This is a genomic window from Desulfitobacterium elongatum, from assembly GCF_055378975.1.
This window is the reverse complement of record NZ_AP038772.1, coordinates 3,926,884-3,939,841: the sequence shown is the minus strand read 5'-3', so window position 1 is coordinate 3,939,841 and position 12,958 is coordinate 3,926,884. Positions and strand designations below refer to the sequence as shown.

Below are 12,958 nucleotides of genomic sequence, written 5' to 3'. Positions count from 1 at the left end.
GATCACTTCTCTGATTTCCAGGAAGGATCGGTTTTTTTATTCTATCTAAAACTTTTCTACGAAATGATTCGTCTATATAGTATAAGACTTATGATACGTATCAAAAAATGAAGTGCACTTCAAAGGAGTCAGGTATGTTTGAAAGAAAGAAATTAAGAAAAGAAGTCGAGGGTTACCTTCTGGCCAATCAGCAGCCTTTATACAGGCTGGCCTATAGTTATGTCAAGAATCCGGAAGATGCTTTGGATATTGTCCAAGAATCCATCGTCAAGGCAATTTCCTCTGTGGACTCGCTGGAAAAATCGCAGTCTATTAAAACCTGGGTTTATAGGATTGTGGTCAATACGTCATTAGATGCTTTGAGAAAGCAAAAACGTTTAGATATCATAGATGAAGAAACGCTCAGTCGTTACGAATCTGGGACCGCGAGTTTTAACTATTCTGATCTGGATTTAGCAAAAGCTTTGGATCAGCTACCACCTGATGATCGCAGTCGAATTGTTCTCAGATATTATGAGGATCTGAAGATTGAAGACGTGGCAGATATCCTAAATGAAAATGTAAATACCACGAAGTCCCGACTATATTCCACATTGAGGAAGCTACGTCTTCAGATGGAAGAGGAAATCAAGGAGGTTTAACATGAACAATAAACAATTGGAAACGTTAAAGGAAGATTATAATAATATCCCGATCCCTAATGAATTGGATTCTGTTGTTAGGAAAACAATTAAAGAGGCGAAGAATAAGAATAGGTCGAAGAAGGTGCGATGGGTCGCTGGAGTGGCAGCTGTCGTAATCATATTCGTCGGGGGTATCAATATTAGCCCTGCTATGGCCAGCATGTTATCAGGCGTTCCCGTTATCAAGGACTTAGTGCACGTCCTGAACTTCCGAGACTACCAAGTAGATGAGGGGACATATCGAGCGAATATCGAGGTACCTGTGATAGAAGGTTTAGAAAATAAGACGTTAGAAGAGACTTTGAATATAAAATACCTAGATGAAAACAAGAAACTTTATGAGGAATTTATGGTAGATATGGAGGACCTGAAGGAACAAGGGGGGGGACATTTAGGAGTTAATAGCGGCTATGTCGTTAAGACAGACAATGATAGAATTTTAGCCATAGGACGCTATGTGGTTAATACTGTAGGTTCTTCCTCGACCACATTTAAATATGATACTATTGATAAAAAGGATCAAGTTCTAATCACGCTACCCAGTCTCTTTAAGGATGAAGAATATATCAATGTTATCAGCGAAAATATTAAGGTTCAGATGAGGGAACAGATGCAAGCGGATGCCAACAAGGTCTACTGGGTATCGGGTACAAACATGAACCTTCCTTTCGAAGGATTTAATCAGATTGCTAAGAATCAGACCTTCTATCTCAATACAGAAAACAAACTCGTCATTTCATTTGATAAATATGAAGTAGCTCCAGGCTACATGGGGGTCGTCGAGTTTGTCGTGCCCACAGATGTCATTGCAAATCTATTGGTCAGTCATGAATATGTGAAACCCTAAGTTACTATACATCACCCGTAAGACTCCCGCCTAAGAAGCAGGAATCTTACGGGTGATTTTTAGTTTTAGAAGAGATTCGGAACGCTTGATTCAGAGGCGGAGTCATTGTGGAGATAAACTGCAAAACGAGCTATAATAGAGAAGTATTAGTATGCGAAATTGCTGGTATATCACATAAAGGGGGCACAGTGGTGAACGTCGTATTGGATTGCATTCCGTGTTATTTAAAGCAAGCAAGAAATACTTTAGGACAAACAGAGGTTTCAGAGGATAAGGCGATGCAAATCTTACATAAGATTTTACCGCTCATTCCGGAGCTTGATCCGCAGGGAACCCCAGCAGAAAACTCAACGTTAATTCTTTGGAAGGTTAATGAACTCTTGGGAACGAATGATCCTTTCGTAAAGGCGAAAAGAGAGTCCAACGAATTGGCCATAAAACTTCTTCCCCAGTTGAGAGAGCGAGTAATGCAAAGTTCAGATCCACTTTACACAGCCTTACAAGTCTCTGTGGCAGGAAATATTATCGATTTGGGGATATTTAAGGACTTCGATGTTGAGGCGAGTATCGAGGAGGCACTGGGGAGGAAATTTGCTCACGATGACTACTCTTTTTTTAAGGAAAAGTTAAAAGGGGCCCGCGAGGTTATGATTCTTGGTGATAACAGCGGAGAAATCGCCTTTGACAAACTTCTTGCTGAGCAATTTAAGGCTTCAGGAGTCAAGGTCACTTATGTAGTCAAAGGGAGCCCCATTCTTAACGATGCAACCTGGGAAGACGCGGAATACGTAGGGATGAAAGATGTGGCTACAGTGATGTCTAATGGAAGTGGATATCTTGGGACGGTCCTAAAAACTTGTTCTGCGGAGTTCTGTACAGCTCTCGATGAAGCTGACCTTGTAATAAGTAAAGGTCAAGCTAATTATGAATCCTTAGAATCTGCGTACGAAGTAAGAGAGAACACTTACTTTCTGCTTCGGGCAAAGTGTGAGGTTGTAGCGGAGAGTTTAGGTGTAAAACTAGGTGAGATGGCTTTAAAAAAAAGGGGGCCTAGTGAGGGTTAACCATTAAATTTTAAACCTTTTTAGCTGGGAAACTTAAATGAGTGGAGATGGTTTTGTTTGTAAGATAATCATCTCCAAAGTGTACTTGCATAAGAGAACGAGATGAATTAAAGTAATAATAATTAGAAATATACGAAGGGGGAATTTTGAAATGGCCTTTAAAATTACTGAAAGTATTACCTATGTAGGGAAAATTGATTGGGAGCTTCGTAAATTTCACGGCGAGGAATACTCTACCCATCGGGGATCTTCTTATAATTCCTATTTGGTTCGAGATGAGAAAACCGTGTTGATCGATACAGTATGGCAACCGTTTGGTCGTGAGTTTGTCGCAAAGCTGAAACAAGAGATCGACCTCAATGAGATCGATTATATCATCATGAACCATTCGGAAGTTGATCATAGCGGGGCGCTCCCCTATCTGATGGAAGAAATCCCGAACACTCCGATTTATTGTACTGCTAACGGGAAAAAGATCATTCAAGGAAGCTATCATAAGAACTGGAATTTCGTTGAGGTCAAGACCGGAGATCGATTAAATTTGGGCAGCAGAGAGATCATCTTTATCGAAGCTCGGATGCTTCATTGGCCTGATACGATGTTTTCATACTTGACCGGGGACAATATTCTCTTTAGTAATGATGGATTTGGTCAGCACTATGCATCTGAACATATGTATAATGACTTAGTTAATAAGGAAGAGCTCTATTACGAAGCCTTAAAATATTATGGCAATATTCTAGCCCCGTTCAGTAAGCTCGTTGAGGGAAAGATCAATGAAATCGTAAAAATGGGCTTGCCCATCTCGATGATCTGCCCAAGTCATGGAGTCATTTGGCGGGACGACCCTCTACAAATCGTCACTCAATACCTAGAATGGACAAAAAATTATCAGGAAAATCAAGTGACGATCATCTACGATACGATGTGGAATGCTACCCGAAAGATGGCCGAGTCCATCGCAGCTGGACTTCGGATGTCCAATCCAGAATTGACGGTTAAGCTCTTCAACTCAGCACGTTCAGATAAGACCGATATCATCGCTGAAGTTTTTCGTTCGAAAGCAGTTCTCGTGGGTTCTCCTACCGTCAACAATGGTTACCTTTCATCGATTGCAGGGATCCTGGAAGAGATGAAGGGGATGAAGTTCAAGAATAAAAAGGCCGTAGCTTTCGGAAGTTATGGCTGGAGTGGTGAGGTTCTGAAGCTTCTGACCGAAGAACTTCAAAAAGGTGGGTTCGAAATCATGGATGACGGTATCCGTTTACTGTGGACACCTGATGAAGAAAGTCTAGGCCAATGCGTCGAGATGGGTAAACGAATCGGAGAAAATCTTAAGTAGTCTTCAAATTCTAACGATGTAAAAAGGGCGCTAAGGTATTATTAAACCTTGGCGCCCTTTTTACATCGAGCAAACTTTTTCGGAATGATTTGTTAAAGTAGATTACCCTACTTTAAAGGAGGCGACACTCCCTTTGGAAGTTAGGGTGACTTCGAGACGGGCATCGATTCGCTCTTTAAGTTCTGGAACATGCGAGATAATTCCTACGAGGCGACCACCTTGTTGGAGGTCAATGAGAGCTTTTATTGCGAAGTCAAGAGTTTCCTGATCAAGTGTTCCGAAGCCCTCGTCGACAAAGAGGGTGTCGAGATGGATTCCTCCCGCGTACGATTGAACCACATCGACTAAGCCTAAGGCGAGGGAAAGGGAGGCGAGAAAGGTTTCCCCACCCGAGAGGGTGCCGACGCCTCGTGCGTAGCCTGTGTAGTTATCAAAAACTTCTAAATCAAGCCCGCCGGCCATGTTCTTGCGTGCCCGGTCCATCGTACGCTGTAAGTAATAGCGTCCACGGCTCATGGTCTTGAGGCGTTCGTTGGCAGCAAGTGCGACATCATCCAAGAGAGCCCCAAGGACAAAGCGCTGGAAGGTTAACCGGTAATCATTCGCTCCGTTTGCGACTTCAGATAACCTGCCAGTGATTGCATAGCGAGATGAGAGCTTGTCCATTTGCTGATGGAGTTCGGAAAGTCGACTCAACCAATGCTTTTCACACTCTAAGCGATGGGTTAAGGTAGCTTGTTCTCGAAGAGCCTGGTCATATTCGGTTTTCGTTGTATTTGCCACATGTTGGAGAATAGAAAGTTCTGGTAAGGTCAGGTCTTTGATCTTTTCTTTTGCCCGTTCTGCACGTTCTGTCGTAGCACTTAGACTCAGATCAAAGTTCTTAACCCGTTCCTGGACCTCCTTGATTCGAGTTGTAGTCCATTTTGCCTTGGCATACTCTTCTACAGAATAGAAACCAGCTTCTTGAAGGCGATTCGCAAACTCTTCTTGCGCGCTCGATAAGCGATCGCGGGTAAGAGTTAGGTTTTTCTGAAGGTTCGTTAATTCAGACTGTGCCTTCATAAGTTCTTCTGTCGATTTTTGATAGTAGTGTTGCGCTGACTCAAACTCCTTTTTCAAACGAAGTTGCAGGGCAAGGGCTACTTGAAGAGCCTTTTCTAGTGCTGAAGGCTCTCTTAGCTCAGCGGGAACCTGAGTCTTCCGATCCTCCGCGATTCCGATGGCTTTGTTATAGGCGTCGTTTGCTTTGAGCCAATCTTCCTCAGCCTTTTGGAGTTCAGTTTGAAGACGGAGGAGCTCAGAGTTATACCCTTCAAGTTGGAGGCTTAGGCTCTTACTCCGTGTCTCAGCTTGTAAGGCTTCTTGATAGGTGGCTTGAGTCTCGGATAATTTCTTTTCCAAGGTTAAGAGATCAGTCGTAGCATAATCTCCAAGCTCCTCGATTAAGAATTGTACGTTCTGAGCTAGACGATCTCTTTCATTGCTCTGGGAATTCCAATATTCACGGGCCTTTCCCATCGAAGTTTCAATCTTCTCGAGCTCCTGTTGCTTTTGTTTTATTTCCTGCTCAGCGGGCGTCTTTTCGGACAGCAGTGCAGGCTGAGGATGGTGAATCGAGCCGCAGACAGGGCAAGGATTGCTTGAAGTTAAGCTTGCGGCCATGAGTCCAGCTTGGCCATCTACCCAAGCTTCTTGAAGGGCGGCAAGACTTTCTTTGTGCAAAGTAAACTTTTGGTTGACTTCCCCAAGTTCGCGCTCAGCGACATGGGCATGCCGCTCGGCCTCCGCTAATTTCTTTTTAAACTCTTCTAGGGATTTACGTTTGCTGTTGGCTTGCTTCATATTCTCATAGAGTAGGCGGCGTTGTCCGGCTTCGGCGGCAAGGAGCGTCAGTGCTTGGTATTCTATGTTTTTATCTTGGGATAAGAATTGCACTTGGTCTAGTTGTGCTTTGGTATTGGTTTTATGGGTTTGGGCTTGTTGAAGAGCATGCTGTGCTTCATTAGCAGCAACAGTTGCCGTAGTAAGGGCTTGTACAGAGTCGGTTAATTGCTGAAGATGATGAACCTTGGTCGCAGAGGCTTCTCTTTCTGCATCTTTGGCTTCCTGCTCATGAAGCACTTGAAGGGCAGCATCTAAGCGCTTCTGAGCGAGTTCTAACGCTTGTGTATGTTGTTGCTCGCCCTTTTCGTAGTCTTGAACATCAATCTGAAGTCGAAGGTGGGTTTGTTCGGTTTCTACTAAAACGGAGGCAGCGAGCGCCTTTTCTAGGTCTTTGCGAAACTGCTCGACGACAGACGTTTTCACGAGAAGCTCATCAAGCTTTTTGTGGGCCTCATCGTTCTCCTTGAATTGCTCTACAGTCTGTTGCCCTCGGGTGAGGGTATCTTGAGCATTTTTTAGCTTGGTATTGAGTTCTTCAACTCGGGTATTGAGTTCAAGAGTTTGGGCTTCACGCTCCGTGATTCTTACTTCTAGCTCGGATAGAGAAGTAACCGCTGCTTCTTGAAGGAGGATGGAACGTTCATGGGCAAAGGAATCATATTGTTTTTTTAGTTCCTGAGCTTTTGATTTTAGCTTTTCTTCAATAATTCGATACATATCAGTCTTAAAGAGAGTTTGCATAATTTCCTGACGTTCACTCGAAGTGGCGGTTAGAAGCTTTCGAAAATCCCCTTGGGGAAGGAGGACGACCTGTCGGAATTGTTCACTTTTAAAGCCAAGGAGAGTCTCGACTTTCTTTGTTACTTCACTCCAACCGGTGGAGAGCAGTTCTGGCTCACTCCCTGGGGTAAGCGAAAAAAGTTCGGCATTGGAGGGCTCGATAGTTGTTCCGGTTCCTCTTTTACGAGGGCGTTCTTGTTCTGGCCAGCGTTTCACGCTATACTCTGAGTTTCCAATGCTGAATTCGAACTCGACGACAGTAGGAAGGCTTAAATCGGCATAATCACTGCGCATCGATTTGCTATTCCGTGTTGTCCCACTAGCGTCCCCGTATAAAGCAAAGCAGATACCATCGAGGATGGAAGTCTTACCTGCTCCAGTAGGACCATGGATGAGGAAAAAGGAGCGTTCTCCGAGTTCTGTAAAGTCTAGAATTTGATTCTCTGCGTAAGGTCCGAAAGCGGACAAAGTCAGACGAAGCGGTCTCATACGGTCACCTCCCGAATATCTCGGAAGACTTCTTCAAGTATCCCCGAGAATTCAACATCTTGTTCTTCGGTAAGGGCTTGTCCTGTCATCTGCTCGAAGAACGAGGCGAAGAGTTGCTTTTCGGAAAGTTTACGGTGGTCGGCTGTTGGTCCGCTTAAGACTGAAGCAGTGGAAAGATGGGGTCGATCAATAGCCAGGACATTCGGAAAGACGGAGCGGAGTTGTCCCATGGCATCGAGGATGGGATCTGTGTCCTTCAGAACAATCTGCAGGTAATCCTCGGGGTTTCCAAGCAAAGTAGCGTTCTTGAGGATTTCCTGAAAGTAGCCTTCCAGGATTCGCACATCGCGCTTCGGGGAGAGGGCAAGGGACTCGATACGTGCTTCTCCTTGGGAAGTGATTTCGACGAGGTTGATTCCTTTGGTTTGGTTGGCCTCAGCAAAGGAATATTTCATCAGAGAGCCTGGGTAGCGGATATGTTCTGCGCCTGCTTTTTGGGAATTATGCAAGTGACCAAGAGCTGTATAATGAAAAGGTTCAAAGACCTTTGCACTGACCATCCCGCTTCCACCGATGGAAAGTGGTCTTTCAGAATCCGTGGTTAATCCCCCTGCGATAAAGGCATGGGCAATGGCCACCTTACGCGAGTTCTCAGGAACTTGGCGAAGTGCTTGTCGAATCATGGATTCTAAGGCTTGCTCATGATCAGAAGCCTCAGGCTCATTTAATCGTTCCCGGACGAGGGCGGGTTCTGCATATGTAAAGGGCAGAAAGTAAACAGGTCCATGTTCATCCTCTAAGATAATCGGCTGAGGTACTCCACTGAGGGTTCCGGCGACATGAAGTCCTTGACGGGATAATAGCTTGTTGCCAAAGCCCAGCCGTTCTGGACTATCGTGATTGCCCGCGATGAGTATAATCGGCACATGATAATCGAGGATAATCTGAGAGAGGGTATCATCTAGAAGTTCAATGGCTTCTGTCGGGGGAACGGCTCGATCATAGACATCTCCAGCAAGGACAATCGCATCGGGTCGAATATCTTGAACGCATTCAAGAAATTGGTTGAGTAGATGGGCCTGGTCATTCGTTAAGTGGACTCCATGAAAAATTCGTCCTAAATGCCAGTCTGAGGTATGAAGAAAGCGCATGTGAAGGGTTGCCTCCTTTTTCCTAGCTCGTTATATTGCATAGTACTTGTTCTGGTTTTATTCTACCAGAGTCATTCGTCAAAAACTTGGGATAACCTTTTTCAAACCTCTCACGCATTCTAGTGGTTTAGTGCAAGGGGCTTAAAGTATTGGATAGGGGATTATTCATAAAGTACTTGAGGATTTGTCCGAATAAATTTTTTATAGAGTGAAACTTCTCTCTCTCCTCAGTCGTATTAAGAGTGTAAAAACAAAAACACACTATTTCTGGAGGGACAAAAAATGACAGATAGGTTATATCGTTCGGGGATTGATAAGAAGCTTGGAGGAGTTTGTGGAGGACTTGCAGAGTACTTTGATATCGATGCGACCTTAATTCGACTTTTAGCATTGATTTCTCTTTTCCTTGGCGGAATTGGTTTACCCATCTATATCATCGCTTGGGTCATCATCCCAAAGAATCCAGCTTATCAGGTCGGAGTTCCTTATCGTAACTCGGGAAATGTGGCGGAAGAGATGAAGGAAAGTGCACAAGATATTCGGAATTCGGCTCAAAGTTTTGCCCAAGATCTAAAGGCAGTGAATCCTGAGCGGAGAAAGCGGTACGTTGGAATTGGTTTAATTGTTTTTGGTTTGCTTTTTCTTATGGAACAGTGGTTTCCGTATTTCTTTGATTGGGGAAGAATGTGGCCGCTGATTCTCATCCTTGTAGGAGTGGGAATAATATGGAGGAGGAACTAAGATGCGTCAAGTTGTGGATTCAGTCTTTCGTGGGCTTTTCTTGATCATGCTGGGTATCGTATTTTTCCTGAATATCTATGGATTTTTACCCTGGGGTTTCTGGATGAATGTAGTTAATCTTTGGCCTTTAATATTGATTGTTGCGGGGGTTGCCCTCTTTTTCAATAGACGGGTTCCTTTCAGTGCAGTTCTTGTCGTGTTCCTTCTCGCTCTCGTTGGGTATTCTTTTGTTCAAGGTGTACCCAATTACGGCAGTAACTTCCAAAGGCTTCCTCTGCAAGAGGGTGTTGGCACCGTGATGGAGCTAGCTGCTCCCCTTGAAAATGGGGTAAAAACGTCCAATCTTGATCTGAACTTGGGTGGAGCCCAGGTGAACGTGAATGGAGTGAAAGCGGAGGCAGGTCAAACCTCGTTGCTCACTGGAACGTATCAATGGAACAATCGCTTCAATTACGGTGCACCTGAGTTCTCACAGGTTCGGAATGGAGATAACACTCGAATAAGATTTAATTCAGAAAAGAAACCGAGTTCAGGGAGTAGTCGATTAGATCTCAAGCTTTCAGATCAGGTGGAATACAATGTAGATGTAAATGCTGGTGCAGTGAATGGAACTCTGGATTTTAGTCAACTGCGCGTGAAAACACTTGATATGAGCACGGGCGCAAGCGATGTCGAGGTGAGATTTGGAGATACGGGTGTTCATACGAAAGCAGACCTCAGCACAGGGGCCTCAAAGATTACTTTAGTCGTTCCGGAAAGTGTTGGGCTGAAGATTCACTTAAGCGGGATAGCTAGCGATACGAATTTTACGGGAGATGGCTTATTTTTAAGTGATAAGGAGTGGGTCAGCCCGAATTATAATAGTGCTAAAACGACGATCGAAATGGATATTTCGATGGCTGCCGGAAAAGTCGACTTACAGCGTTCGGCCAGCGCTTTGGTAATGTACTAAATAAGCTAAAACGACTATTAAAAAGAGGAATACCCATTCCCAGATTGAAGGGAAACAGGGTATTCCTCTTTGGCTTGGCTAAAATGAGGAAACTAGATCTTCGGCATATTTTTCCCGTAGAAAATCTCTGCCATCTCTTTTTTTAGGCGCTGCTTTATCTTCCTTTTGTCGTTCACTGAAAGCTCTTTTTTGGCAGTGCCGAAGAGATAATTATCCAAATCAAAATCCTTCAGAATCATTTTCGTATGGAAGATATTTTCCTGATAGACGGTAACGTCAATCATTTGATAGAGATCTCGGAATTTCCGATCCACATAGTTTTGAATGGAATTAATTTTATGGTCGATGAAGATTTTTTTGCCGTCTATATCCCGTGTGAAGCCCCGAACGCGATAATCTGCAATGACGATATCCGCCTGAAAGCTTGACAAGAGATAGTTGAGTGCCTTGAGCGGAGAAATTTGACCACAGGTTGAGACATCAATATCCGCACGAAAGGTACTTATCCCGCCGTGAGGATGGCTTTCTGGATAGGTATGAACGGTGATATGACTCTTATCCAGATGGGCAACTACGGCTTCAGGAAGAGCGTCTTCACCATCGGTAACGAGTGGGCTATAAGGGTCATTATCTGGGTGTCCCCCGGGTTCAACGTGTTCTTCTGCGATTAACATCGTGACGCTGGCCCCTTGCGGGTCGTAATCCTGTTTAGCGATATTAAGGATATTAGCTCCAATGATTCGAGCCACCTCGGTAACGATTCCAGTAAGCCTCTCAGCATTATATTCCTCATCGACATACTGGATATAGGCATCTCGATGCTCGGGTGTCTTTGCATAGCAAATATCATACATATTGAAGCTCAGGGTTTTGGTAAGGTTGTTAAACCCATAGAGCTTTAGTTTTTTAAGTGGCTTAACTTCCATCTAATTTCCTCCGTGTTGCTTAGAATGAAGCCCTCTTCTTTATAATAATATATAGTCTAGAGGTTACTTTCCCTTAAAACGAAAAAAATATTCGCTCGGCTTTTTTTTCTTCTATGCATACTATATACAATGTGGACTAGTATTGCTAGCAAAAATATTTTTTGTCAGTAGAATCACTCACATCGTATCATTCCTCATAGACGTATAATGCCTTGGATTCACACTCATTAAAGACGAAGAAGGCCAGGTATGCTACAGGATTCTGTAGTTGAACCTAGCCTTTTATAGTGCTATGGAGGAAGTTGAGCTGGTAGCAAAAAGAAGGATCACAGCTTGAATCGGCTGATTTCATTTTGGAGTGTTTGAGCAAGCTGTGCAAGTCTTTGGCTTGCGTCATTGACCTGCTCTTGAATGAAATTTTGATCTTCGAGGGTCGCGGAAACAGTCTGGGCTTGTGCGACTGTTTGTTTCCCGATAAGATCCGTATCTTGAACATTCGATACGAGGTTTTGGCTTAGACCTGCGATATCATGAATAGAATTTGAGATAGTCTGAATTTCAGTTACAATTTCACGTATATGAGCCATGATTTGTACAAAGCCACTTCCAGCAAGGTTCACAACTTCGATTCCACTCTGGACGAGAGTTGATTCTTTATCCATGGCTAGAATCGCATTTTCAAGGTTTGTCTGATTTTCTTGAATGAGAGCAACAATTTCCCGGGTTGCACCTTCCGATTGTTCGGCAAGCTTTCTAACTTCATCTGCGACGACCGAAAAGCCACGCCCCTGTTCGCCTGCTCGGGCTGCTTCAATAGCAGCATTGAGAGCGAGTAAGTTCGTTTGTCCAGCAATCGTGGAGATGACTTGGGTGATATCAGAGATTCGACTTGAACTAAAAGAAAGCTTGGAGATTGCCTCATGGACTTTTTCCGTTCCTTGACCGATTTCAGTCATTTGAACAATGGCCTCGGAGAGGGTCTGTTGCCCCTGGTGAGCGGTCTCTTCTGTTTGTGTGACTCGATGAGTGACAATAATACTGTGCTTTGCAATATCGTCAACCGCTAAGGAGATATTTTCAATAGCAGTTGAGGCATCGTTTAGAGCGACGGACTGTCTTTCCGTCCCAATCGCGACTTCTCCCATTGCGGTGGATATTTGTTCAGACGCATGGATACTTTGGTTCATTGTCGAGCGAAGTCGATCGGCTGATTCGGTTACTTCATTTGAAGATAAGACGACCTCGTGGACAAGTTGACGCAAACTCACGAACATTTCATTGATTCCAAGTGCAAGTTTTCCGACCTCATCTTGAGATTTTATTCTGAGAGGTTGGATATCTAAATTTCCTTCTCTAAGCTGATCCACGGCTTTAAGCATGATCTGCAGAGGTCTTGAAATGAGTCTTGAAACCCAGGCGCCCACAGCGATAGCAAGGAGTCCAAAAAGGATGGGAAGAGTAAACAAAATTCGTTCTGCTCTTTTAAAGTTTAGGTTATCACGAGCGAGTGTGGACTCGGCTTCTTGAATGTTGAAATCGGATAATTCTACATATAAGGTATTGAGTTCTGCTAAATTGGCTCCTGTTTGATCTATATAATAGCGATAGGCTGTAAGCTTATCCCCGTTCTCTAGTAAAGAAAGAGTCTTCTGACGTTCTGTTTTAAGTTGATTCAGAATCTCTTTTATTCTCATCAACCTCTGATTTTCATAGGGTTCATTTGCAAGAGCCGTGTAATTTTCTAAGGCCTCTTCACCTAAGGAGGAAAGTACGTTGGCCTCTGTGAAAAGTTGTTGCTGCTTATTTGCTTCGACAGGGGCAAGCAGTGCTTGAAGGAGTAAGGCTTCAGAGGCTTTGGTCTTATCATTGGCATCACTGATGAGTTTAAGAGAGAGGGTCGAATTATTATAAATTCCGTTCATCGCCACGCGGGCTTTGTCATAGTAGAAGTATCCAATATAACTGAGAGTAAACATGAATATGACCATGAGGAGAACGAGAAAGATAATTTTGTAGGCGGTTTTCCAGTTTCGAAATCTTAGCATGAAAATAGTCCCTCCACGTTCAAAAATTGCCAATTCATTTGGCAAGAATTT

10 protein-coding genes are annotated in these 12,958 nt (G+C 43.8%); 6 read left to right on the top strand and 4 right to left on the bottom strand.

Annotation, left to right across the window (positions count from 1 at the left end; translation table 11 throughout):
• Window positions 1-134 precede the first annotated feature (134 nt).
• The 4 genes from ACZ42W_RS18670 (at window position 135) to ACZ42W_RS18655 (ending at window position 3,936) form a co-directional block, all read left to right on the top strand.
• A complete protein-coding gene (locus ACZ42W_RS18670; RefSeq protein WP_464166769.1) occupies window positions 135-641 on the top strand; it encodes an RNA polymerase sigma factor in 507 nt (168 codons plus the stop codon).
• 1 nt (window position 642) lies between these two features.
• Window positions 643-1,530 (top strand): anti-sigma-V factor RsiV, encoded by an 888-nt coding sequence (rsiV, locus tag ACZ42W_RS18665; protein WP_464166768.1) that lies wholly within the window; start codon window positions 643-645, stop codon window positions 1,528-1,530.
• 191 nt (window positions 1,531-1,721) lie between these two features.
• On the top strand, window positions 1,722-2,594 hold the full coding sequence (locus tag ACZ42W_RS18660) for a damage-control phosphatase ARMT1 family protein (protein WP_464166767.1): 873 nt from the start codon (window positions 1,722-1,724) through the stop codon (window positions 2,592-2,594).
• 151 nt (window positions 2,595-2,745) lie between these two features.
• Window positions 2,746-3,936, top strand: a complete 1,191-nt coding sequence (locus tag ACZ42W_RS18655) for an anaerobic nitric oxide reductase flavorubredoxin (protein WP_464166766.1) — start codon at window positions 2,746-2,748, stop codon at window positions 3,934-3,936.
• Between the two features lie 102 nt (window positions 3,937-4,038).
• On the opposite strand, the gene ACZ42W_RS18650 is transcribed toward ACZ42W_RS18655, so the two are convergent.
• Window positions 4,039-7,092, bottom strand: a complete 3,054-nt coding sequence (locus ACZ42W_RS18650; RefSeq protein ID WP_464166765.1) for an AAA family ATPase — start codon at window positions 7,090-7,092, stop codon at window positions 4,039-4,041.
• Window positions 7,089-8,243: an exonuclease SbcCD subunit D gene (locus tag ACZ42W_RS18645; protein ID WP_464166764.1), complete on the bottom strand. Its 1,155-nt coding sequence runs from the start codon at window positions 8,241-8,243 to the stop codon at window positions 7,089-7,091. Before ACZ42W_RS18645 ends, ACZ42W_RS18650 begins: the two co-directional genes overlap by 4 nt.
• Window positions 8,244-8,525: 282 nt before the next feature.
• Between ACZ42W_RS18645 and ACZ42W_RS18640 the strand changes: the two genes are divergently transcribed.
• Together ACZ42W_RS18640 and ACZ42W_RS18635 are read left to right on the top strand one after the other, a co-directional pair.
• The gene (locus ACZ42W_RS18640) at window positions 8,526-8,984 is read left to right on the top strand and encodes a PspC domain-containing protein (RefSeq protein WP_464166763.1); all 459 of its coding nucleotides are present in this window, start codon (window positions 8,526-8,528) and stop codon (window positions 8,982-8,984) included.
• Window position 8,985: 1 nt separating this feature from the next.
• Window positions 8,986-9,936, top strand: coding sequence for a LiaI-LiaF-like domain-containing protein (locus tag ACZ42W_RS18635; RefSeq protein WP_464166762.1), 951 nt, complete (start codon window positions 8,986-8,988; stop codon window positions 9,934-9,936).
• 92 nt (window positions 9,937-10,028) lie between these two features.
• Here the strand turns inward: ACZ42W_RS18635 and speD are convergent, their stop codons facing one another.
• Together speD and ACZ42W_RS18625 are read right to left on the bottom strand one after the other, a co-directional pair.
• Window positions 10,029-10,862, bottom strand: a complete 834-nt coding sequence (gene speD, locus ACZ42W_RS18630) for an adenosylmethionine decarboxylase (RefSeq protein ID WP_464166761.1) — start codon at window positions 10,860-10,862, stop codon at window positions 10,029-10,031.
• A 326-nt stretch (window positions 10,863-11,188) separates the two neighbouring features.
• On the bottom strand, window positions 11,189-12,907 hold the full coding sequence (locus ACZ42W_RS18625) for a methyl-accepting chemotaxis protein (protein WP_464166760.1): 1,719 nt from the start codon (window positions 12,905-12,907) through the stop codon (window positions 11,189-11,191).
• Window positions 12,908-12,958 lie beyond the last annotated feature (51 nt).

Bases quoted from the DNA above. Each gene is read 5' to 3' on its own strand.
- ACZ42W_RS18670 (WP_464166769.1), top strand. From the start codon at position 135: ATGTTTGAAAGAAAGAAATTAAGAAAAGAAGTCGAGGGTTACCTTCTG.
- rsiV (WP_464166768.1), top strand. From the start codon at position 643: ATGAACAATAAACAATTGGAAACGTTAAAGGAAGATTATAATAATATC.
- ACZ42W_RS18655 (WP_464166766.1), top strand. From the start codon at position 2,746: ATGGCCTTTAAAATTACTGAAAGTATTACCTATGTAGGGAAAATTGAT.
- ACZ42W_RS18650 (WP_464166765.1), bottom strand. From the start codon at position 7,092: ATGAGACCGCTTCGTCTGACTTTGTCCGCTTTCGGACCTTACGCAGAG.
- ACZ42W_RS18645 (WP_464166764.1), bottom strand. From the start codon at position 8,243: ATGCGCTTTCTTCATACCTCAGACTGGCATTTAGGACGAATTTTTCAT.
- ACZ42W_RS18640 (WP_464166763.1), top strand. From the start codon at position 8,526: ATGACAGATAGGTTATATCGTTCGGGGATTGATAAGAAGCTTGGAGGA.
- ACZ42W_RS18635 (WP_464166762.1), top strand. From the start codon at position 8,986: ATGCGTCAAGTTGTGGATTCAGTCTTTCGTGGGCTTTTCTTGATCATG.
- speD (WP_464166761.1), bottom strand. From the start codon at position 10,862: ATGGAAGTTAAGCCACTTAAAAAACTAAAGCTCTATGGGTTTAACAAC.
- ACZ42W_RS18625 (WP_464166760.1), bottom strand. From the start codon at position 12,907: ATGCTAAGATTTCGAAACTGGAAAACCGCCTACAAAATTATCTTTCTC.